General features: G+C 41.9%; 21 protein-coding genes. 9 read left to right on the forward strand and 12 right to left on the reverse strand.

Features of this window, described 5'->3' with window-relative positions; genetic code table 11:
- Positions 1-105: 105 nt before the first annotated feature.
- From NSS80_RS19245 to NSS80_RS19255, 3 genes are all read right to left on the reverse strand, one after another.
- The gene (locus NSS80_RS19245; protein WP_024423955.1) at positions 106-963 is read right to left on the reverse strand and encodes a MurR/RpiR family transcriptional regulator; all 858 of its coding nucleotides are present in this window, start codon (positions 961-963) and stop codon (positions 106-108) included.
- 164 nt (positions 964-1,127) lie between these two features.
- On the reverse strand, positions 1,128-1,466 hold the full coding sequence (locus NSS80_RS19250) for a DUF3969 family protein (protein WP_317221739.1): 339 nt from the start codon (positions 1,464-1,466) through the stop codon (positions 1,128-1,130).
- Positions 1,467-1,469: 3 nt separating this feature from the next.
- Positions 1,470-1,913, reverse strand: a complete 444-nt coding sequence (locus NSS80_RS19255) for a hypothetical protein (RefSeq protein WP_024427564.1) — start codon at positions 1,911-1,913, stop codon at positions 1,470-1,472.
- 398 nt (positions 1,914-2,311) lie between these two features.
- Between NSS80_RS19255 and NSS80_RS19260 the strand changes: the two genes are divergently transcribed.
- The gene (locus NSS80_RS19260; RefSeq protein ID WP_101676615.1) at positions 2,312-3,988 is read left to right on the forward strand and encodes a hypothetical protein; all 1,677 of its coding nucleotides are present in this window, start codon (positions 2,312-2,314) and stop codon (positions 3,986-3,988) included.
- A gap of 18 nt (positions 3,989-4,006) precedes the next feature.
- On the opposite strand, the gene NSS80_RS19265 is transcribed toward NSS80_RS19260, so the two are convergent.
- Positions 4,007-4,903, reverse strand: a complete 897-nt coding sequence (locus NSS80_RS19265) for a LysR family transcriptional regulator (protein ID WP_046312694.1) — start codon at positions 4,901-4,903, stop codon at positions 4,007-4,009.
- Positions 4,904-5,075: 172 nt separating this feature from the next.
- On the opposite strand from NSS80_RS19265, the gene NSS80_RS19270 reads away from it, so the two are divergent.
- From NSS80_RS19270 to NSS80_RS19300, 7 genes are all read left to right on the forward strand, one after another.
- On the forward strand, positions 5,076-6,071 hold the full coding sequence (locus NSS80_RS19270) for a LacI family DNA-binding transcriptional regulator (RefSeq protein ID WP_044334886.1): 996 nt from the start codon (positions 5,076-5,078) through the stop codon (positions 6,069-6,071).
- Between the two features lie 172 nt (positions 6,072-6,243).
- Positions 6,244-7,509: an extracellular solute-binding protein gene (locus NSS80_RS19275; protein WP_041118317.1), complete on the forward strand. Its 1,266-nt coding sequence runs from the start codon at positions 6,244-6,246 to the stop codon at positions 7,507-7,509.
- Positions 7,510-7,655: 146 nt separating this feature from the next.
- The gene (locus tag NSS80_RS19280) at positions 7,656-8,894 is read left to right on the forward strand and encodes a sugar ABC transporter permease (protein ID WP_041118319.1); all 1,239 of its coding nucleotides are present in this window, start codon (positions 7,656-7,658) and stop codon (positions 8,892-8,894) included.
- Position 8,895: 1 nt separating this feature from the next.
- Positions 8,896-9,738 carry a sugar ABC transporter permease gene (locus tag NSS80_RS19285; protein ID WP_024423962.1) on the forward strand — a complete coding sequence of 281 codons (843 nt, stop codon included), beginning with the start codon at positions 8,896-8,898 and terminating at the stop codon, positions 9,736-9,738.
- Positions 9,739-9,749: 11 nt separating this feature from the next.
- Complete coding sequence (locus tag NSS80_RS19290) at positions 9,750-10,958, forward strand: glycosyl hydrolase 53 family protein (RefSeq protein WP_041118321.1); 1,209 nt, start codon at positions 9,750-9,752, stop codon at positions 10,956-10,958.
- A gap of 23 nt (positions 10,959-10,981) precedes the next feature.
- Positions 10,982-13,048, forward strand: coding sequence for a beta-galactosidase (locus tag NSS80_RS19295; protein ID WP_041118322.1), 2,067 nt, complete (start codon positions 10,982-10,984; stop codon positions 13,046-13,048).
- A gap of 285 nt (positions 13,049-13,333) precedes the next feature.
- The gene (locus NSS80_RS19300) at positions 13,334-14,662 is read left to right on the forward strand and encodes a citrate:proton symporter (protein WP_041118324.1); all 1,329 of its coding nucleotides are present in this window, start codon (positions 13,334-13,336) and stop codon (positions 14,660-14,662) included.
- A gap of 41 nt (positions 14,663-14,703) precedes the next feature.
- On the opposite strand, the gene NSS80_RS19305 is transcribed toward NSS80_RS19300, so the two are convergent.
- The 8 genes from NSS80_RS19305 to NSS80_RS19340 all read right to left on the reverse strand — a co-directional run bounded on the left by NSS80_RS19305 (position 14,704) and on the right by NSS80_RS19340 (position 22,159).
- On the reverse strand, positions 14,704-15,132 hold the full coding sequence (locus NSS80_RS19305) for a DUF4064 domain-containing protein (protein ID WP_034281406.1): 429 nt from the start codon (positions 15,130-15,132) through the stop codon (positions 14,704-14,706).
- 24 nt (positions 15,133-15,156) lie between these two features.
- Complete coding sequence (locus NSS80_RS19310) at positions 15,157-16,107, reverse strand: ABC transporter permease subunit (RefSeq protein WP_041118325.1); 951 nt, start codon at positions 16,105-16,107, stop codon at positions 15,157-15,159.
- Positions 16,104-17,033 (reverse strand): ABC transporter ATP-binding protein, encoded by a 930-nt coding sequence (locus NSS80_RS19315; protein WP_041118330.1) that lies wholly within the window; start codon positions 17,031-17,033, stop codon positions 16,104-16,106. Before NSS80_RS19315 ends, NSS80_RS19310 begins: the two co-directional genes overlap by 4 nt.
- A 238-nt stretch (positions 17,034-17,271) precedes the next feature.
- Positions 17,272-17,793, reverse strand: coding sequence for a hypothetical protein (locus NSS80_RS19320; protein ID WP_034281409.1), 522 nt, complete (start codon positions 17,791-17,793; stop codon positions 17,272-17,274).
- A gap of 262 nt (positions 17,794-18,055) precedes the next feature.
- The gene (locus NSS80_RS19325; protein WP_034281410.1) at positions 18,056-18,394 is read right to left on the reverse strand and encodes a zinc ribbon domain-containing protein YjdM; all 339 of its coding nucleotides are present in this window, start codon (positions 18,392-18,394) and stop codon (positions 18,056-18,058) included.
- A 93-nt stretch (positions 18,395-18,487) separates the two neighbouring features.
- Entirely contained in the window at positions 18,488-19,627 is a 1,140-nt protein-coding gene (locus tag NSS80_RS19330; RefSeq protein ID WP_041118332.1) for a glycerate kinase, read from the reverse strand.
- 29 nt (positions 19,628-19,656) lie between these two features.
- Positions 19,657-20,928, reverse strand: coding sequence for a GntP family permease (locus NSS80_RS19335; RefSeq protein ID WP_046312669.1), 1,272 nt, complete (start codon positions 20,926-20,928; stop codon positions 19,657-19,659).
- A 118-nt stretch (positions 20,929-21,046) separates the two neighbouring features.
- Positions 21,047-22,159 (reverse strand): sugar diacid recognition domain-containing protein, encoded by a 1,113-nt coding sequence (locus NSS80_RS19340; protein WP_317221738.1) that lies wholly within the window; start codon positions 22,157-22,159, stop codon positions 21,047-21,049.
- A 160-nt stretch (positions 22,160-22,319) separates the two neighbouring features.
- On the opposite strand from NSS80_RS19340, the gene NSS80_RS19345 reads away from it, so the two are divergent.
- Positions 22,320-22,970 (forward strand): TetR/AcrR family transcriptional regulator, encoded by a 651-nt coding sequence (locus tag NSS80_RS19345; protein WP_041118350.1) that lies wholly within the window; start codon positions 22,320-22,322, stop codon positions 22,968-22,970.
- Positions 22,971-22,980: the final 10 nt, after the last annotated feature.

Genomic DNA, 22,980 nt, shown 5'->3' on the forward strand with positions numbered 1-22,980 from the left:
TTTTCGACATTCAACGACTAAAAAGAAAATTATTTTCACTTAAAAGCTCAAAATCGTTACCACAACGGCATTTTTCACTAATAGAAAAATTTATTTTTGAAACCACTACACCCTTTTTTGTGAAATGGTTTCTCTCATTTGTTTTAAATTGGTTAAAGTTTCCTGCTGTCTTAAGTGAGCAAGTGCAAAGTATAGTACGTCAATGACAGTGAGCTGAGCAAGTCTTGCAGACATCGCTTCTGTTCGAAAAGCCGTTTCCTGTGTCGAAGTATACAACGTGACATCGGCAAGCTGGCTCAATGGAGAGCGTTGATAACTTGTAATACCGATGGTTTTCGCTCCTTTTTCCTTTGCTGTTTTCATCGCATCGAGTAAATCTTTATTACGGCCAGAATGAGATATACCGATCACTGTACTGTGCTGGTCGAGAAGACCGGCAGACATCGCTTGAAAATGGGAATCGGTGTGAACAATACAGTTGATGCCTGTCCTCATAAATTTATGAAAAGCGTCTGTTGCAATAAGTCCGGACCCGCCACTCCCATAAAACTCTAAGCGCTTTGCTTCATGAATGATTTGAATGGCTTTTTCTACATCCTCTGGATTCAGTAATTGAAAGCTATCCTTTAATGCAGATATATTCGCCTGAAAAACCTTTTGCATAAAAACGGCCGTATCATCATCAAGACTCATTTCTTCATCTACATAATCAGGCTTTGTTTGATCTATTTCCTGGGCAATTGCAATCTTCAAATCTTGAAAGCCCTCAAATCCAAGCCTTTTACAAAGACGAAAAATCGTTGCCTCTGAACTAGCTGTCTTTTTGGCAAGCTCAACAATAGACAAATGAATAATGTCGCCGGGTTCACTCGTAATATGTTCTGCAATTCCTTTCAGTTTTGGCGGCAATCCTCTGCTTGCTGCTCGTATTTTTTCAATACTACTTAAACTAACAGAAGCCAATTGACTTCACTCCTCTCTTATTCGTGTGAGCGCATACATTTCCTCATGTTCCCATCTTATAAAAAAGAAGCCTGTTTGCACAGACTTCTTTTTTTATGAATTCATCGTTTTGATCAATAGATGAAAACAGATTTACTCAAAATTTTATAATATACACTTTTAGCTCAATAATCTACCACATTATTTTTAACTTCATTTTCTGTATTTCTTTCCAGGAATTTTAAGCATTTTACCCTTATTTCTTCTAAACTATCACTTAATTCTTGTGGTATTAAACTTTCTACATCTTCAAGTTCTGTTCCCAAATGAAGTATATTTATCAGTTCTTCATTTATCCCTTTCTTCTTTAAAACATCGATTGTTCGTGGACTGAACATGAGCTTTTCCGCTTCTTCTATAGTGATTAAACCTTCTTTTATCGATATGATTATACCAATGATATTTATAACAATAATCCTATCTAAATCTTCATGTGAAGAATATCTTAGTTCTATTTTATTCATAAATCATTTCACACTCCAACCTTTTTTAACTTTCACATCATACACCAAACCAGATTTACTTTGAAAATAATGTACAGAAACCTTTTTTCCGTCTTTATAGCCATCTTTATATACTTTTTTCCAAGTCCCTCCTTCAATCTGTTTTAACTCAGATAACAACTTCTTATTATTTACTGTAACTTTTTTAGTCCCATTTTGAACAGCTTTAAAACCAGCAGGATATTTAGGGGCATATTTTATTGATTTATACAAATGTTTACTTGCTTTCACCCCGTTTACAAAAATAGTTCGAATGACAAGACCCCATACAGCATCGGCTTCTTTATAACCAATTTGGACACTTTTGTCTCTTGAAGAAGCCTCTCGATTAATATTGAATGTTACAGACGGTGAAAATAACGATACAATTAAAGTAAAAATAATGAGAAAAGGGATACGTCTTTTCAATTTAAATTACCTCCTAATATTAACTATATAAAAAATAATATAACATAATAGGAATGTTATAACTATTTCATTCTGTAGAAAATTAAAATGAATCTTTATACTATTTAAAAGATATCTCTGTCTTTTAACATCTTATTTATTACAATATAAATTCATAAAGTAATGAATAAAAAGAATATACACTCCTCGGAGATAAAAATTAATGTTTACGTCCACAAAATATTCACTAAAATCTAATCATCTAGCGCAAAGACAATATCATTTAACCTACCGAAATATTAAAAGGCCCTTTTCAACTCATTTTTTCATAAAATCGAATTGGTATGATTCTTCTGAATCTTTTCCCCCTCTCACTCGTATATACTAAAAGAGTGATTGATTTGAAAGGAGATCTGTTTGTGGGATATATTTTGTTATTTTCGGTTGTGATCGGTCTTGTCTTGACCCTTTTGCTCACACCGCTCAGGTTGATCGTTAGAAAGAAAGGGACAAAGCAGCAGGTGCCGCTCATGTGGATTGCTGGCCTTGCTTTGCTGTTCATGATCGGTATTTTTGTTTTCTATTACATCACCAATTTAGACCGGAACCCTTCATCTCTATGGCTGATTGGACTTGTTGTGACAGCAGCAGGAGCCTTTTTGTCGGTTGGATTGGAGCGTAAAATCAAAGGCGTGCTGTTTCTTATTCTATTGCTGCTCGGTGTTTACATGGCGACAGCTTTTCTATTCAATGCGAATGAGAAATTCGATGTCTCCAAAATGGAGCAAAAAGTAGAAATCAAAGCATTTGATGAGACAGAAACACCTGCGAGTGTGCCGCCTCAATTTGCCCGGAACAAAATGAAGAAATCGTTCGGACAGGTGCCAAACACAAGCTACTATGAGCTTGGCAGCTTGCAAATTCAGAAGGTCAACGGTGAGTATGTATACATCGCTCCAGTGGAGTTCTCGGACTTCTTTAAATGGATTCGTGCAGGCAGCACGCCGGGTTACTTTACATTAAGTGCGACCGACTCCTCTGCTAATCCAAAGTTCGTGAAAACGGAGATGGTCTATACGCCTTCCTCCTATTTCAACAAAGAAATTGAGCGGCATATCCGTCTCCAGTACCCAGATTTGATTTTCTACGGCGGTACACAGCTGGAAATCAATGATGACGGCAAGCCTTATTACATTCAAACGTATGGCGATTTCATCTCTGCCCGAAACGGCTTTAAAGCTTCCGGTGTCGTCGTTGTTGATGCCAAAACGGGTGCAACGAAGAAATATGCTCTAGATCAAGTACCTGCCTTTATCGACGGTGCTGTTTCACCAGAGGCAGTCAGTCTGCAAAACAGCTATTTCGGAAACTATATTCACGGGTTCTGGAACAGTATGTTTGGAAAGTCAGATGTCAAGCTGCCTTCAGATGAAGGAACGGAAGCCAATGTGAGCCCGGTATTTGATTCAAAAGGAGATATGTATTACTTCACAGATTTCACAAGTCCGAAAGAGGGCGTTGATTCCATGCTCGGATATGCCCTGACCAATGCCCGAACAGGAAAAGCGACTTATTATACCGGAAATCTTGAAGAATCCTACATGGATTCTCAGGGCGCTCTGCAAATTATTGAGAAACGATTCATCGAGAAGAAATGGAAAGGGCGCATGCCGATTCTCTATAATTTCTATGGAGAAGCCAGCTGGCTCACACCGGTTCTCGATTCAAATGGATTCCTGCAAAACTACTTTATCGTTTCTGCAGCCAATCCTGAAATCGCCGCGTATGCTTCTACACCAAACGAAGCACTGAGAGCCTATAAGACAGCTCTTCAAAAAGGCGGCGGTACCGTTAACAGTTCCTCTAAGCAGGAAAAGAAAGAAGCGGCAGGGAAGGTCAAACGAGTCTACAAAGAAAAGACCGGTGATTATACAACCGTCACCTTCCTGCTAGACGATGGAAAAAGCTACACTATGTCATCTGAAAAGGAACCTCTCGTCATTTATTTAAAAGAGGGCGATCAGGTCACCATGAAATATACAGATACAGGTGAGATCTTCCTTCCAGTCGATGAAATCACAATTAAAGGGTTATAAAAAAAGAAGCTTCTCCTATTACGGAGAAGCTTCTTCTTTCTCTTTCCTTAACAATTCAACGAGCAATTCCTTATTTTTATTTCCCCCAGTCATCGGTGACTCGACATAGGAGAATTTTCGTTTGAAATCCATGCCTCTCACAGAAATAACAGCCAATTCACCGCCAATGCTGCCTCGCTGGAGGACATATTTAGATAAAACAGAAAGACCCATTCCATGGATCACAGCTTCTTTAATCGCTTGATTGCTGCTAAAGGTCACAAAGGTTCGCGCTTTCAGTCCATTTGATTTCAGGACATGCTGTAAATATTCTCCTGTCCCTGATCCCTCTTCTCTCGTAATCCATGTTTCGTTCTGTAATTGATCAATGGTGACATCTTTTTTCTTGGCAAAAGGATGATCTAATGGCGCCACAATATAAAGTTCGTCCTCTAGAAAAGTTTCTACAGAAAGCTCCTTGTCATTGGTCTGTCCCTCGATCAAACCGATGTCGACATGGAATAAACGGACATGTCTGGCGATCGCCTCTGTATTATCAATGACCACCTCAATATCAACATGCGGATAGAGCTGATGAAACTCTGCCAATATTTGCGGCAGCACATACTCACCAATTGTGAAGCTCGCCCCGATGGTCAGCTTTCCTCTTGCCAAATGATGATGCTCATAAATGTCCTGCTTCGCCTGTTCATAGAGACGAATGATTTGTTTTGATCGATGGTACAGCATATCCCCAGTTGGTGTAACGGTTAATTGCTTTGGTGAACGATTCAGCAGAACGGTCTGGAATTCCTGCTCCAAGTTCTTAATATGAAGACTGACACTCGGCTGAGAAATTCGCAGCTTTTGGGCTGCTTTTGTAAAGTTCTTCTCCTCCACCACTGTCACAAATGTCTTCAGTGCATCGTAATACATCGGTCCCTCTCCTATCAGAAATCTTAATCCAACACCTTACCTATATATATCTTACTAATTCCTCTCCAGCACGTAAAGAACCGCCTAAACGAAAACAATTTAATAAAAATATTTACTAATTTTTTTAAAGACTCTATACTAAGAGGAGATATTTTCTATAGGAGGTGCTGATTTGGCAGCTAAAATAAAGGACATTGCAGAAAAAGCAGGCTTATCCATTGCAACGGTGTCTCGCGTACTGAACCAAGATCCCAACCTATCCGTCACCGATCAAACACGCGAAAAAGTATATGCCGCCGCAGAAGCTTTGTCCTACCAAAAGAAGACATTCAAACATTCATTAAAAAAAATCGCCTTTCTCTATTGGATGACCGAAAAGGAAGAGCTTGAAGATATTTATTTTAAATCCATTCGACTCGGCATTGAGGAACTCACCAATACTCGGAGCTTAAATGTCACCGCTTACAATCCGTCTGATGGGCTTCATTCCATTGATTCTGCTACAGAAGGAATCATCGCCATCGGCCGCTTTAAAACGTCAGAGCTTGACCAATTATATGCGATCACTCCGCATATTGTCTTTATTGATACAACGCCAGATGAAGACCGTTTTGATTCTGTAAAGCCGAACCTGAAACGAATTGTTGAAAAGATCATCGATTCCTTTATCGAAAAAGAGCACCAATCCATTGGATTCATTGGCGGTACAGACCTTGATCTCAATACGAACGTGCACATTCCAGATATTCGTGAAACGACTTTCCGTGAATACATGCTGGCCCGCCATATGCTTGATGAGCGATTGGTCTATATCGGCCACCATTTCTCAGTAGATGAAGGCTATTCGCTGATGATGAAGGCGATCGACGAGCTTGGTGATGATCTGCCCACCGCTTTTTGTGTCGCTAGTGACCCTCTTGCCATCGGCTGCTTACAAGCATTAAATGAGCGCGGATTTTCTCTGCCGAATCGCGTCAGCGTCTTTAGTATCAACGATATTCATGTGTCTCAATATGTGTCGCCGCCGCTCACCACGTATCACATCCATACGTCATTACTTTGTGAGACAGCGATCGATTTACTTTTAGAAAGACTTGTGGATGGCAGAACATTGCCTAAGACTGTTCTGATTGCCTCAGAGCCTGTCTTTCGGAAAAGCACCATATAAACAAACTGGAAGTCCTGCCAAAGTGGAGGGCTTCTTTTCTCTCTATACGAGTAAAAAATTTTACTTAATAAATTTAATAAAATATGTTTACTTTTTTTACTTAAGTTGATATTCTCACATTAAGAAAGCGTTTTCTTACCATCTGTGAAAAAAGAACGAGAGGGGATTACCAATGAAAAAGGGAAAATGGGCGACATTATCAGCAGTCGTTGGTACTGCTGTGCTTCTGCTTTCAGCATGCGGGCCAGGAGATGACAATTCAAGCGGGACACAGCCAGCATCTACAGGTACAAAGACCTTGCTAGTATGGGAGGATGTCAAAAAGTCTGATGGGATTCAAGACGCTGTGAAAGAATTTGAAAAACAAAACGATGTGAAAATCAAAGTGGTCGAAAAAGCGTATGCCGACCAAATCGAAGCTCTCCGCCTTGATGGAGCAGCCGGGACAGGCCCAGACGTTATCACGATGCCTCACGATCAAATTGGATCAGCCGTCACTGAGGGGCTGTTACAGGAAATCAAGCCTGATCAAAAAGTGATCAATTCCTTTACAGACGAATCCATTCAATCACAAACGGTAGACGGCAAGCTGTATGGCCTTCCGAAATCCGTCGAAACGACAGTGCTTTTCTATAACAAAGACCTTGTCAAAAAGGCACCAACTACACTTGATGGCTGGTATGACCTTTCGAAAAAGCTGACAAAAGACGGGAAATACGGTTTTGTAGCGAAATGGGATGAAATTTACTATGCACAAAGTGTGTTAGGCGGGTCAGGGGGCTATATTTTCAAGCAGAAAAGCGATGGCTCCTATGATGTCAATGATATTGGCCTGAACAACGATGGCGCCATCGAAGGCGGAGCATACATTCAAAAATTCTTTAGCGAAGGACTTTTCCCGAAAGGCATCATTGGTGAACAAGGAATCAATGTCCTCAACTCCTTATTCACAGAGAAAAAGGCAGCAGCTGTCATTTCTGGTCCATGGTCATTTGGTCCATATAAAGAAGCTGGAATTGACTATGGCGTAACAGAGCTGCCAACACTCCCTAACGGAAAGCATATGAGCTCATTCTTAGGTGTAAAGAGCTACAACGTCTCCTCTTATTCTAAAAATAAAGAACTTGCTGAGAAATTTGTTGAGTTTATCACGAATGAAAAAAATTCGAAGAAGCGATTCGAAGTGACAGAGGAAATTCCACCAGTGAAAAAGCTGATGAAAGATCCAATTATTACTGGAAACGCCAATGCGGATGCTGTTTCAAAACAAACGAAATATGCCACGCTGACACCGAATACCCCTGAAATGGCAGAGGTGTGGAAGCCGATTGACAGCGCATTAGGTCTCATTGCAACCGGCCGGACAGATGTGAAAAAGGCATTTGATGATGCCGTCAATCAAATCGACTCTCAAATTAAAGCAAACCATTCTAAATAATCATCAAACACGGGTAGCCTTTAAGTCTATCAAGCTGCCCGTATTTGAGCTAATTTCATATGAAGTAGGTGTTAGACGTGACGGGTAACCTTGAACTAGACTGCACACACATAGTGGAATCAAAGACACACCGGAGACGGGCGCTAATGTTCTCTCTTATACCCGGGATGGGGCAGATTTACAACAAGCAGTACGGCAAAGGGGCACTTTTTTTCCTGTTCGGCGTCTCTTTTTTCATCGTATTTTATGATTTATTCAATATTGGCTTCTGGGGGCTGTTCACACTTGGTACGATGCTGCCTCGTGACAATTCTGTTTTTCTTTTGGCAAAAGGGATTATTGCGCTGTTAACAGCTGGTTTTGGTATCGGCTTTTACGTACTCATGATGCGTGATGCTTTTATGAACGGAAAGAAACGTGATCAAGGGGTTCCGCTCCATTCCATCCGAGCTCAATATCATCAGCTGATCGACCAAGGCTTTCCTTACTTAATGAGCACTCCTGCTTTCTTTTTACTTCTTTTTTCTGTTGTCTTTCCTATTATGTTCAGCTTTGCGCTTGCCTTTACGAACTACGATTTATACCACTCGCCTCCTGCCAATCTGATCGATTGGGTAGGGATCAAGAACTTTCAAAATATCTTTTCAATTGATATTTGGAGAGACACTTTCATTGATGTACTTGGCTGGACCGTCGTATGGACGCTGGCTGCTTCGACCCTTCAATGTGCTGTCGGCATCTTTCTAGCGGTTCTGCTCAATCAGAAGGATTTAAAAGGAAAACGGTTTTTTAGAACCATTTTGATTCTCCCTTGGGCTGTTCCGGGTTTTGTGACCATTTTGGTGTTTGCTGGACTGTTCAACGATACATTTGGAGCCATTAACAACATACTTTTTGCATCGATTGGAATTGATCCAAAATCATGGCTGACAGATCCATTTTGGAGCAAAATTGCCCTCATTGCGATGCAGACTTGGCTTGGATTTCCTTTTGTTTTCATTATGACAACCGGTGTTCTGCAGGCGATTCCAGAGGATCTATACGAAGCTGCGACCATTGATGGGGCAAACTTCTTTCAGAAATTCCGGTCCATCACGTTACCGCTTGTCCTTTATTCCATTGCGCCTATATTAATCACGCAATATACGTTTAACTTTAACAACTTTAATATCATCTACTTATTTAATGGCGGAGGACCGCCTGTGGCTGGCTCAACTGCTGGGGGAACGGACATCTTGGTTTCTTGGATTTACAAACTCACGATGCAGTCTTCTCAATATGCACTCGCTGCCGCTGTCACGATCTTACTTTCAATCTTTGTCATCGCCATTGCACTCTGGCAGTTTAAGAGAACGAATTCATTCAAAGAGGAGGACATGATGTGATATGGGATCAAAACAAAACAAGCTCATTCGCTTGAGCATCACTTATTTTATCCTTTTCATTGCCTCCATTTGTATTCTATATCCACTGCTTTGGACAATCGGTGCTTCCTTTAACCCTGGGAACAGCCTCATGAGTACAAGCATGTTTCCTAAGAATCCAACGTTCAGCCACTTCACCGAGCTGTTCTTCGGTCAGGGGGCACTTTATGCAAAATGGTATTGGAACTCAATGAAGATCAGTATTGCCACAATGGTTTTAACGCTGGTTCTTGTCAGTTTTACAGGCTATGCCTTTTCCAGATTCCGCTTCAAAGGACGGAAAAATGGACTGATGCTCTTTTTGCTGCTGCAAATGATTCCTCAATTTTCAGCACTGATTGCGATTTTTGTTCTCGCTCAAATGCTTGGACTCATTAACAGCCACCTTGCCCTGATTTTGATTTATGCAGGTGGACAAATTCCGATGAATACGTATTTAATGAAAGGCTATCTTGATGCGATTCCAAAGGATCTCGATGAATCAGCCAGAATGGACGGCGCAGGGCATTTCCGGATTTTCATCCAAATTATTATGCCGCTCGCCAAGCCCATCTTAGCTGTTGTCGCAATCAACTCATTTACAGGACCACTGGGTGATTTCATCATCTCCAGTGTCATTGTCCGCTCACCCGAAATGTATACGCTCCCAATCGGTCTGTACAATCTTGTGTCAGATAAAATGGGTGCCAGCTACACGACCTTTGCAGCCGGGGCTTTACTCATTGCGATTCCAGTTGCTTTATTGTTTCTTGTCTTACAAAAACAATTTGTATCCGGCCTTACACAAGGCGGGACAAAAGGATAAGGGGAGATTTGATGAATAAATGGTTGCTTGTCACTGTTGTCGTTTTCTTTCTGATGGGATTAGGTATTCTGCCTGAAGCAAGGGCCGATACGATTTCTGTGAAACCGATCAATGGCCTGCAAGGTGATTTCATCAAAGGAGCTGATATCTCCATACTTGCAGAAGTGGAGAGAAGCGGCGGCAGATACTACGATCAGAACGGAAAGCAGGTTGACCCGCTCAAACTATTAAAAGATAAAGGTGTCAACTACGTGCGTATCAGACTGTGGAACCATCCATATGACAATCAAGGCCGAGCCTATAACGGCGGCACAAATGATCTCAATACAGCCATCGCTTTATCAAAACGTGCAAAAGCACAAAACATGAAAGTGCTGCTTGATTTTCACTACAGTGATTTCTGGACTGATCCGGGTAAACAATTCAAGCCGAAAGCGTGGGCGTCCCTCTCACAAAGCGATTTAGAAAAAGCGGTCGGCACTTACACAGGCGATGTGCTCAAAGCGATGAGAGCGCAAAATGCCTTGCCGAACATGGTTCAGGTCGGGAATGAGTTGAACTCAGGTATGCTGTGGCCAAACGGAAAAAGCTGGGGTGAAGGCGGTGGTGAATTTGACCGGCTCGCTGCTCTGCTAAAAGCTGGCACAAATGCCGTCCGCTCTGTCGATTCAAACATCAAAATCATGCTTCACCTTGCACATGGCGGAGACAATGGTGCATCCCGCTGGTGGTTTGATGAAATCACAAAACGAGGCGTCTCCTTCGATACGATCGGTTTATCTTATTACCCGTATTGGGACGGCGGCTTTAGCGGTCTTACGTCCAATATGAATGATATTAGTGCCCGCTATAACAAAGACGTCATCGTGGTAGAAACTGCTTACGGCTTTACGACAGCAAACGGTGACAACCTAGATAACTCATTTAACCAAGACTCTGTCAATACAGCCGGCTATCCAGCCTCACCTCAAGGCCAGGCATCTTTTATACGAGATCTATCCGAAAAAATTTCACAAGTAAACAACAACCGCGGGAAGGGGTTCTTTTATTGGGAGCCGCTTTGGATTCCAGCGAAAGGTGCTCCGTGGTCTAGTCAATATGGGCTTGCTTATATCCAAACAACCGGGACTGTCGGAAATGCGTGGGAAAATCAAGCGATGTTCGATTTCAACGGAAAAGCACTGCCATCTCTTGATGTATTTAAACAAATGACACCGTAACTAAAAGGATAGGACGTGACAAAATGGGAAAGCGTTACCCACTCGTTCACCCAAATGTGAAAGGCTTTTTGCATGGTGGCGATTACAATCCAGATCAATGGCTCCATATGCCAGAGATCATAGACGAAGATTTTCGATTAATGAAGCTTGCACACTGTCAAACATTCTCCATCAACATTTTCGCATGGAGTAAGCTAGAGCCAAAAGAAGGTCAGTATGACTTTGCATGGCTGGATGACATCATGGACCGCTTAGCAGCGCAGGGGGCACACGCCATTCTCGCAACGCCAAGCGGAGCAAGACCTGCTTGGCTGTCACAAACATATCCAGAAGTATTGCGCGTCGAAGCGAATCGTCAGCGTAACTTACATGGACTGCGCCATAATCATTGCTTTACCTCTCCGGTTTATCGAGAAAAAACGAACGCACTCAACCGGCTGCTGGCGGAACGCTACAAGGATCATCCCGCACTGATCATGTGGCACATTTCAAATGAGTACGGCGGCGAGTGTCATTGCGACCTGTGCCAGGAAGCATTTCGAGACTATTTGAAGGACAAATACAATCATGATCTTGAGGCTTTAAATCAAGCATGGTGGACAGGATTTTGGAGCCATACGTATAGTGATTGGTCACAAATCGAGTCACCTGCACCGCATGGGGAGCACATGATTCACGGCATGAACCTGGATTGGAAGCGCTTTGTCACAGCACAAACGATCAATTTTTATCAAAATGAAATTAAGCCGCTGCGGGAATTGACGCCTCATATCCCAGTAACCACGAACTTTATGGGCGACTATCCGCATATGCGTCCATTCCTTGGGCTGGATTATCATCAATTTGCAAAAGAGGTCGATGTGATCTCATGGGATAGCTATCCTGCTTGGCATAGCGGCAGAGAAACAACGGCAGAATTAGCATCAAACGTTGCCTTTGTACATGATTTGTATCGTTCCTTAAAGGACGGACAGCCGTTTCTCGTCATGGAGAGTACGCCTAGCCTTGTAAACTGGCATGAAGTGAACAAGGTCAAACATAAAGGCATGGCACACCTTTCTGCCATGCAGGCAATTGCCCACGGATCAGACTCCGTACTATATTTCCAATGGCGGCAAGGCCGAGGCGCCTCTGAGAAATTCCACGGTGCCGTTGTCGATCATTCTGGCCATGAACATACGCGTGTGTTTCAAGAGGTAGCTGATCTAGGGAAACAACTGGAGCAGCTGCAGCCAATTGCGGGCACGTCCGTTCAGCCAGAGGTCGCCATCATTTACGATTGGGAAAATCACTGGGCCATTGATGATGCGCAAGGCTTAAATAACACAATCAAACGCTATGTAGAGGCTTGTCAAACTCACTATCGAAGCTTTTGGAAAAAAGGCATCCCTGTTGACATTGTCGGAATGGAAAAAGATTTCTCATCCTATCGTGTGCTCATTGGGCCAATGCTCTACATGATCAAACCAGGCGTTGCAGAAAAAATTGAAGCCTTTGTCAAAGAGGGCGGCATTTTTATCGCGACTTACTGGAGCGGCATAGTCGACGAAAATGATCTCTGTTTCCTCGGCGGTTTTCCTGGTCCTCTCCGCCATGTACTTGGCATTTGGGCAGAGGAAATCAACACATTGATGCCTGATGAACATGTGTTAATGACCACAGGGAATGGACGCACCTATCATGTCGGACAATACTGCGAATCCATACACCCTGAGACGGCCTCTGTGCTAGGGCATTTTGAGAATGGCTGCTACGAAGGACAGCCGGCCCTGACTGTCCGTTCATTAGAAAGAGGGAAAGCATACTATATGGCCTCAGAAAATGATCAGGCTTTTTATGATGAATTTTACGAAGACCTTATCGCAGGTATTGGCATACAGCCCGTCCTATCCACTGCAATTCCAGAAGGAGTCAGTGTACAAAAACGAACAGACGGTACGCAGGACTATGTGTTTTTGATGAATTTCACAGAAGAGCAGCAGAACATATCACTAGATTCAGAGGCAAGTTATGAGAATATGCTGACTGGACAGCAAGTGTCTGAGCAGCTTCAACTTGATCCTTACGAGTACGTCATCTTGAAAAAATAGATTAAAAAAAGCGTCCATTTATTGGGCGCTTTTTGATTCAAATAAGCCTAAATACCCATATTAAATATGATGAATTTAATCATTATTTTTTATCTAAATTTTTTTACAATATTTGATGCCGCGACACGACTGGTCTCTCCATCCTTTTTTACCATTGTATAGGTATGAAAGCGGTTGCTTCATACTCATAAATTTGATACCCTTTTTTTTCAATGCAGCTGTGGGAATGCATTGGATGAAAAGTATAGACAAATGTAAACGGTTTATTTGTAGGGGGAGGGGCTTATGTTAACGTTTGTTGGATTGATGATTATTTTAACGATTGTTGTGCTGCTGATTTGGGGGAAAGCAAGTCCAATTGTCGCCATGGTCATGGTGCCATTAATAGGGGCACTCATTGCGGGATTTGGGATCAATGACATTCAAACCTTCTTCGAGGAAGGGATTATCAAAGTATTGCCGGTGGCGACCATGTTTATCTTCGCCATTTTATTTTTTGGCATTTTGCAAGATACAGGGTTCTTTGAACCTGTAATTAAAACGTTAATCAAGCTGACAAAAGGAAATGTTGTCACAGTTGCAATGGGAACTGCTTTGATTGGGGTGATCGCACACTTAGACGGAGCAGGGGCTACGACCTTTTTATTAACTGTACCTGCACTGCTTCCGCTTTATAAAAAATTACATATGAGTCCTTATTTACTGCTGTTATTAATCGGGACGAGTGCTGGATTAACCAATATGATTCCATGGGCTGGACCGACTGGACGGGCAGCAAGTGTCCTGAATATGGACCCCTCTGAGCTCTGGGTGCCGCTCATTCCAATTCAGCTCATTGGCGTTGTGCTCGTGTTAGGAATGGCATTCATTTTAGGAAAAAGGGAAGAAAAACGAATTCGGGTGAAAATTGCTGCAAATGAAATAGCTGCTGTTCAACTAGAAGGCGCTGATTGGGATCGAGCCATTCAATCTATTAGTGAAACTGGAGATGCCTCTTTAAAGCGTTATCATCTCATTTGGGTGAACCTTGTTCTGTTTTTGTGTGTTGTGGTACTTCTCGTATTGAACGTGATGCCTGCTAGTTTTATGTTTATGATTGGCCTGTCACTTGCAATGTTGATTAACTTTCCGAATGTGAATCTACAAATGGAAAGGATCAAGGCCCACGCACCTAGTGCGCTGATGATGGCGGCTGTCATTTTCTCCGCAGGGTCATTTTTAGGAATTCTTGAAGGCACAGGGATGCTGAAAGCCATTGCTGTTGACAGTATTCACATTTTACCAGCCTTCTTGCTGCCATTTTTACATATCATTGTTGGGATGCTTGGGGTGCCGCTTGATATGCTGACAAGTACAGATGCCTATTATTACGCCCTTCTGCCAATTGTTGAATCCATTACATCTGAAGTTGGCGTACCAGGTACTTCTGCGGCATATGCCATGATGATTGGGAACATCATTGGAACCTTTGTCAGCCCGCTTGCTCCCGCTGTTTGGCTCGCCGTAGGTCTTGCAGGGGTTGATATGGGGAAACACATCCGCTACTCCTTCTTTTGGATGTGGGGATTCAGTATTATCCTTCTGTTTGTGGCGATGCTGATTGGCATCATTTAAAAAGAAAGACATGCGCAGATATGCGCATGTCTTTTCTTTCATTATGAAGGATATTCACTTGTGTGAATGTCTGAATTCGGCTTTCTAATAAGAGACATTAATCCAATGATAAACAATAGAACCATTGGAGCGAATGCAAGGCCAACTGTTCCAATTAAAAGAGTCACAGCAGAAACCAAGAAAAGAATACCTGAAAGCACGGCACGACGGTCAGTTTTCAAGAAAATCACACCTACAATCGACAGCACAGCCGCAATTGCGGAAACGACCATAAACTGAGTACCAAATGCATTGACAGAAGCTTGAAGTGTTTCAATCGGCAATGTTTCCCCTTCCTCTTTTAACACTTCATTGATTTCATCATAAAATGATGGACCCACAGAAAGGATTAATGCCCCAAACCCGACACCAATGGCATTGAGGACAATACTAATAATCCCCATAATTTTTTCACCTTTACGTTTAATCATGTGTAAACCTCCTAAAAAGTTAAATTAACCTGTTTTCACTTCTCGCTTTTGAAAGACGATTAAGGCAATGGCTAAGAAAATAGCCCAATAGATGACTAGGACGATTAGTGAGAATCCTAGGGACATACCTTCGATAACTGTAACCTGTTCCATAAAGTATTGGGATGGATCGTTTGCAAATAACAGATATTTTGACCAATCAAAGAAGAGCATTAAAATACCTGTGACTGATCCACCCACAATATACGCTAACACACTAATGGCAATGGAGATAGCTTCACTTCTAAACACTGTAGAAATGGCGAACGAAAGGGTTCCCAAAACGACAAACATTGCACAATGAGCGAGATAATAATAGACCATATTGGCAAACTGTGAACGTTCAATCACTTCACCATTTTGATACACCAAATTCACATAATCAGTGTTAAGTCCAAAGAAAATAGCACCCAATATGAATGACAAAATAAATAGCACCCCAACAAGTAAAAGAGCATACAGCTGCACCGTAATATATTTAGATATTAGGATCTTTAGCCTTGATGGTGGGCGAATCAATAATAATTTAATTGTACCATGCTTGTATTCAGCCGACACAATGGTGGAAGCAATAATGATCACAAACACACCGACTAGCTGAAGTAAATTGGCGTTTGTTTTCACATAATCCCATACACTGTGGCTAAACTGATCAGCTGGCGGCAAATTATGCTTGATTCGATAATCATTAATAGCGATCTCTTTTTCAAGCTCTCTTTTAAAGAAACCATTCTCTGTCTCTTTGAGCTCCTTCTTGTTTTCCTTATTCATCATTTCTAGCTGAGTTTTCCAATCACCTGAAGCTTGATCTTTGTCATTTGTTTTCACTACAAAGATCAGCGTGGCAACCATACCTAATACAAGAAGCCCAACCATAATCCAAGTACCAACACGATAACTAATCTTCATCCACTCGTTTTGAATGAGGCGAATCATACGTCTGCCTCCTTTTTACCTGTTAAGCTTAAGAACTTATCTTCTAAGGTTTGTTTTTCGATTTTGATTTCGTACAAATGAATAGACGCGCTGCTCAAATGACGGATCAATTCCGGCATCTTCTCTTCTGGCATAGAGAAGAATAAGTACTGCTCCTCTTCTCTTACAGTGACGCCTTCCTCAAATGCACCAATGAGCTTCTGTGCTTCTTCAAGCTCCCCTGCTGCCACCTTCATTCGATAATTAACCAAATCATCCTGCTTCGTCTCAGCACGCTGATCCTCAATCGCAATCAGCTTTCCGGTTTGGATAATTGCAAAGCGATCACACATCAATTCCATCTCTGACATGAGGTGACTTGAAACAATTACAGCCAGCCCTTCTTCCTTCGCAAGCCTTCTCAAGTAATCTCGTATCATTCGAATTCCCTCAGGATCAAGTCCATTGGTCGGCTCATCTAAGATTAGCAGTTTCGGTCTATGTATGAGTGCCTGCGCAATGCCCAATCGCTGTTTCATTCCTAATGAAAATGTACGCACACGTTTATGTTTCACATGCTGTAAGCTGACTAGCTCTAACAGCTCATCAATTCGCGCTTCATCCACTTTCCCATTCATTCTGGCAAAGTGAACAAGATTTTGTCTTGCCGTTAAATGATTATACATTTCTGGATTTTCAATAATCGCACCGACATGTTGGATAGCATGCTGATAGGAGGTTTGAATACTATGACCATTAATCAGAATGTCACCAGATGTAATGGGAGAAAGACCGACCATCATACGAATGGTTGTTGTTTTCCCTGCACCATTTGGTCCTAAGAAGCCAAAGACTTCGCCCGCTTGGACAGAAAAGCTCAAGTCTTGAACAATCTTTTTCCCGTGAATATGCCTAGATACATTATGCAGTTCTAAAACGTTCGTCACGTTACCTCTCCTTCTGTGTCTAAGTATCATCTATCATTCTATTTCCTGATAAACACCATGATCCGTCAAAAATAGAAGAACACTTCCATATGGTACAGCAATGCCCAAAAGTTGTGAAGGGGATTAGCCAAAATTTAGCGAATCACCTGCCTTTTTTAAGGTAGAGTTAAGGTAATGATTTAAAAAACTCTAATTCTATATTACTTAAAGACTGTGGAATTCAAAATGCGCTCCCGCCTTACTCTCGTAACATAAATATATAATAGAGGCATGCAATAAGATGTAAAGATAAGTCCCCCTGTTTTTTTTCAATACTCACTGTTGCAGGAGGTATTATTTTATCGTATGTAATTTCAGCTATCGTCTGCTCTGAGCTTTCTAATCTTACACGATTATTGGCAAAACCCTTCTTTAGATAATATGTAGTATCATCTATTACTAATTTCATCATTGGATTTATTTTGATTTTAGTTCTATCTTCTAATATTAACTTTCCTTTATCTTTACATTCTATCACCCAGTTTGAACGAAACATGGATTGGAGGGATTTATTTTCAATAGCTGTTACAACCATATTAGAATTCGAATCCATTACCTCAACATTCACATAAAACTCATCAAATATGTAATCAATCAACTTTTCCACTTTATTTGTATAAAATCTTTTTATAAATCCAATGTTAACACCATCTTTATTAATAATTGGTATACATTTGGTCGTTTTTTTGATTACAGGCTTCTTAAAATACCCAAACTCCATTTTTATCTCCCATTTATTTTTTGGACTCAATTAATTTATGAAATGTTAAGCTTAAATTATTCCAATAATGTATACGGATATTCCTTTGAATAGTTCCTCATCATTTTAAAAACTGTATAAAAATATAAAACACCTAATTTATTAAGGGATATGTTTCCTTTAACAATTTAGGTGTTTTTTGTACAACTATAACATTCTTATACTTATTTCTTGCTCAGATTTAGCCTTCATCGGCAAGTTCTAATAGTATAGCTTTTTTTGTTTATATCTTTTTCACAAACTCTGATTTTAATTTCATTGCGCCGAAGCTAGGAATTTTACAATCAATGTTATGATCGCCTTCTACTAAACGAATGCCTTTGACCTTCGTTCCTATTTTCAAAACGGATGAAGAACCTTTTACTTTTAGGTCTTTAATGACAGAGACCGTGTCCCCATCACTTAACAGGTTCCCATTCGCATCTTTGACCACAAGCTGTTCCTCTGCCGCTTGTTCTTGTTCAAGTGACCATTCATGCGCACATTCAGGACAAATCAGCAAACTGCCGTCCTCGTATGTATAAGGTGAGCTGCACGAAGGACAATTCGGTAGATTAGACATTTTTGTTTCCTCCAACTTTCTACATCATTTATATCGATTTTACCACATTTCTTATAGAAGGAATGTGATAGAAAAGGAAACATTTTTCATCGTTTACTTCTTTCTTCCAATTTTTAACGCAGCCGCGATATTCCGAGCCGTTCTCTCTACATGAAGATTCGCATCTTGTATCGCCTCAGAAAGAGAGGTAATACCTGGAACGATACTAAACAGTGCATCAATTCCATGATCGTGTACGACTGCACTGTCATTTGCAAGAGAGCCTGCGATGCCAATCACAGGCAGATGATACTGCTTCGCTGCTTTTGCTACACCGATTGGCGTTTTTCCATAAATGGTCTGCCGGTCAATTCGGCCTTCTCCCGTAATGACAAGGTCTGCCTCCTTGATGACGTCATCAAAATGAACAGCCTTCAGCACAATATCGATTCCTCTTTGCAAATCGGCTTGTAAAAAGCCTAATAAACTCGCACCAAGCCCTCCTGCCGCTCCTGCCCCTGCTGCATCTCCAAAAGAGACATTGAACTGCTTTTCAGCTACTTGTGCAAAATGAGCCAGATTCTTGTCTAACACTTGAACCATTTCTTCATCTGCTCCTTTTTGAGGACCGAAAACAGCAGACGCTCCTCTCTCACCCGTTAAAGGATTATCCACATCACAAGCCGCCTCCAGACGGACGGATTGCAGTCTTGGATCGAGTCCAGATAAATCAATTGAAGCTAATTGATGAAGTGCCCCGCCGCCTGACGTCAGGGAATGTCCTGTGTTATCAAGGAAAGCTGCACCTAATCCTTGCATCATCCCAACACCGCCATCATTTGTTGCACTTCCGCCAAGCCCAATGATCACATGCTTCGCTCCTATATCGAGCGCAGCAAGTATTAATTCACCCGTTCCTCTCGATGTCGTCCATAACGGATTACGTTTTTCTCGCGGTACAAGGTGTAAACCAGAGGCTGCAGCCATCTCTATGACAGCAGTCTGACCGTCTCCTAACATGCCAAAAAAGGCATTCACTGGACCACCAAGCGGGCCCGTGACCACTTGATGAACAATATGTCCGCCAGTCGCATCAACCAACGATTGAACGGTCCCCTCTCCTCCATCTGCCATCGGCAGTTTGATATACTCTGCGTTTGGCAAAACAGAACGAAATCCTCGTTCAATGGCACATGCTGTCTCATAAGCAGACAAACTTTCTTTAAATGAATCTGGTGCGATCACAATTTTCATCCTAAAGCCCCTCTTTTCTTGTCATGTCCTCAGCCAAACAGCTGGAAAACGCCAAAAATAATGGTCGATACAACGGTTAACGTCAAACCGATTAACGATTCAAAAGGCATGAGCTTCAAACGCTCTTTGATATCCATTTGAACACTTCCTGCTGTTGCATGGAAAAAGCTCCCGTGCGGCATATGGTCAAGCACTGTTGCGCCAGCATGAATCATGGCTGCCCCTGAAAGAGCAGATACACCAAGCCCAATCAGCGTTCCGCTAAACACACCACTCGCGACCGCCGTTCCAGCTGTTGTCGAAGCGGTCGCGGCTGACATAAATATCCCTGAAGTTGGCGCAAGTAAATATGGAGGTAAACCCGAGGCATCCAGTGCCTGAATAAACACATCTTTTAAGGACGAATTCGATACGATTCCTGCTAGTGTACCTGTCCCTAATAACATGATCGCGACACCTGACATTTTATGGAGCCCCGACATCGCATAATCATTGAGAAATTTCCCTTTTTTCATGAAAAGAGCACCTACAATCCCTCCAATCGGTAAGGCGATCATTGGGTCTATATTGATTTGAAAAAGCGGTCTTAAAGCCAACAATAAAATGGTAACCAGCGGACCAGCCAGTGCTTGAAAAAAGGCAGGTATTTGAACTTTATTTTGCCCAGTTTCCTCTTCAAGAACGGGTGTCCCTTTGTTTGCAAGCTTTTTAGCTAATACATATGTAATCGCCAACCCGAACACAGCCGGAATGATTCCTGCAGCCATCATTGAAGTCAGAGATACACCAAAAGCGTCTGAAGCGGCAATAGCATTCGGATTCGGGGACATGATATTTCCTGCCTTCCCTCCTCCAATCATAGCAAGGAGAATTCCCGTTTTTGAGAGCTTTGCGCGTTTGGCAATAGCAAGTGCGATTGGCGCTACCGTAATAACCGCAACATCTACAAAAACGCCTACTGTTGTTAAAATCATTGTTGCAAGAGCGAGTGCTAATAGTGCCCTCGCCTCACCAAGCCTTCTCACAATGGCCTCAGCGATAGATAACGCTGCACCTGATTCAATGAGAACACCAGCCAGTACACCTGCGGCCATAATTCTAAGGACAGCCGGAATCATGTCCTTAGCACCTTCCATCATAACGTTGACGGTCTGAACAATGTCTACACCGCCAACCAATCCGCCTATAAATGCACCTGCCAGCATGCCATAAGCAGGTGATACTTTTTTTAGAATGAGAACAATCGCGATCACAAGCGCCGCCATGGCTCCCAGAGTACTTACCGTCACATCTCCACCCATTCTCAATCCCCCTAAAAATATCTTTCTCCAATTGTAAGCGTTTACCAAAAGGGATTGTGTTGTGAATCTGGATGAACTTTTTTAACTGACCACTCTACCGAATTGTGCATTTGCACAATCAAGATAGTTGAGTCATTAGCTGCGCCATATAAAGCTCGATTAACTGTTTTACATGACGAGGGTCTTTTCCGGTCAATCCTTGAATTTTGTCTAAACGATAACGCAATGTATTTCGATGAATAAATAAACGATCAACAATTCTTTGCAAATCACCGCCCTCTTCAATGTAAACCCTTAATGTATGGGCGAGCTCTGCTTCTTGTGTCAAAGGCTTGTAAAAGTCAGTCCATCGACTGTTCTTTTCAGCAATTCCCGCCATCATGAAGAAGCTTTCCAGTTGATAAGACTCAAAGAAATACATACTTTCCTCCGGATCAAGAGCCTTCCCTAACCTCAGGGCTTCTCTCGCATGCTGAAAAGAAATGGGCAGCTGGCTGATGTCTTCAGCGACAGTCCCTATCCCCACTAACACTTGGCTTCCTACTGCTCTTTGCATTGTTTTTTGCAGATGACCTGCCGCCTGCTTTACTCGATGGTCAGGTATGGGCTGACTTAAAAGAATCAATTCATGACAAAAGGTCATGCCAAGTAAATCATCTGCCTTCTTATCATATTGAATCGAATGCATCAATTTATGAACAGCATCCTCTGAGGAGGGAACTGGCTGAAAAACAATAGCCATTCGGCGCTTGTCTAAATCCATTCCCAGCCAAGCCGCTCGATTTTTCAGCTGATGATCCCCAGCATCAGAATATGAAATCAGCTGATTGACAATTTCACTTTCTATTCGATGACGCCATTGAACCCGTTCAAGAAGGAAAGATTGCTCTAACACCAGTTCTGCTGCCATCTTCACCAGCTCGGCATGATGCCGAATGTCCTCTGGTTCACCAGTAATTCCAATCACACCAACTACTTTTTCATGGAAGCAGATAGGCAAGTTAATCCCAGGTTTCACCCCTTCTAAGCGCAAAGAGGTCTCCTGGTCAATTTCCACACTGTTCCCGCTTGTCAGCACAAGCCGTGCACCGTCATGTTTCTGGCCAATCCTGTTTCGTTCACCAGAACCAATAATGACACCATCTGCATTCATCACATTGATGTTTTTATGTAAAATATGCATCGTACGTTCAACCATTTCTTGAGCCAATTCACTGGATAAAAATTGCATTTTCCATCTCCCCTGAAGGTTTTTTCATTCAATGTATCATAGTGTCTTTGAACAATAAACGCAAAGTGTTTAAAAACCAGCCATTGACAAAGACACCCTGAAAAGTGTTTAATCAAATCAAGAACCGACCGACAGTCTAGTTAAAAGAAAGGATGGCTTTATGAGAACCGTTAAACATCCTGAGGAACGTAAAAATGACATATTAAACGCAGCCGAAGCGCTTTTTTCAACCAAAGGCTATCAGAAAACGACGATTATTGACATATTAAAAGCCGTTGGCATTGCAAAAGGCACCTTTTACTACTACTTTGCATCCAAAGAAGAAGTAATGGATGCCATTATTGACAGGATCATCAAAGAAGATATCATCGTGGCAAAGCGTATTGCGGCTGAGCCAGACCTTCCAGTCGTTGACAAACTATTTCGTATCATCATGGCGCAATCACCTCAGCAAGGAAGCCATAAACAGGGTATGATCGATCAGTTCCATCAGCCTTCTAATGCAGAAATGCATCAAAAAAGCTTAATCAAAGCCATTAAAGAACTTTCACCAGTGTTGGCAGATGTTATTCAGCAAGGTGTAGAGGAAGGGACATTCAAAACGAAGTATCCGCAAGAGACGGTTGAATTCCTTCTTGCTTCTGCGCAGGTCATATTTGATGAAGGCCTTTTTCAATGGACAGCCGAAGAAAGTCTACAACACGCTTTAGCTTTTATCGAAATACTCGAATCCTCATTGCATGCAGAAAAGGGAAGCTTCTCCTTCCTGCTCAAGCGTTTATCTGGAGAACTGGATGAAAATAATCAGTGATTGGTCACTT

The sequence above is a fragment of the Bacillus sp. FSL M8-0350 genome (assembly GCF_038593345.1).
In the GTDB taxonomy this organism is placed as follows: Bacteria; Bacillota; Bacilli; order Bacillales; family Bacillaceae; genus Bacillus; species Bacillus safensis.